This window comes from Neorhizobium sp. LMR1-1-1.1 (assembly GCF_040675795.1).
Classification (GTDB): Bacteria; Pseudomonadota; Alphaproteobacteria; order Rhizobiales; family Rhizobiaceae; genus Neorhizobium; species Neorhizobium cellulosilyticum.
Genome location: NZ_JBEGHE010000105.1, coordinates 1 through 255, shown reverse-complemented (window position 1 = coordinate 255; position 255 = coordinate 1). Strand labels below are relative to the sequence as shown.

The window sequence follows — 255 nt, the reverse complement described above, 5'->3', positions numbered from 1 at the left end:
ATCGAGCCGCCACCACCAATGGACCAGCCTCGCATGAGCCTATCCACCACGAAAACATCCGCGGACCTCGCTACTACCACTAAGGAGAAAGAAGAATGCTTGCTCATCCAACACTCGACAAACTCAACGCCATGGGCCTGGCCGGCATGGCAAAGGCCTTTGGGGAGCTCATCTCCAACGGTGAAGCTGAACATCTCTCGCACGCTGAGTGGCTGGGATTGCTGCTCGAACGGGAATGGAGTTCCCGCTACGATC

General features: G+C 56.9%; 1 pseudogene. It reads left to right on the top strand.

Annotation, left to right across the window (positions count from 1 at the left end):
- Positions 1-95: 95 nt before the first annotated feature.
- Positions 96-255, top strand: a pseudogene (locus MRBLMR1_RS30890) (ATP-binding protein); the annotation flags it as partial.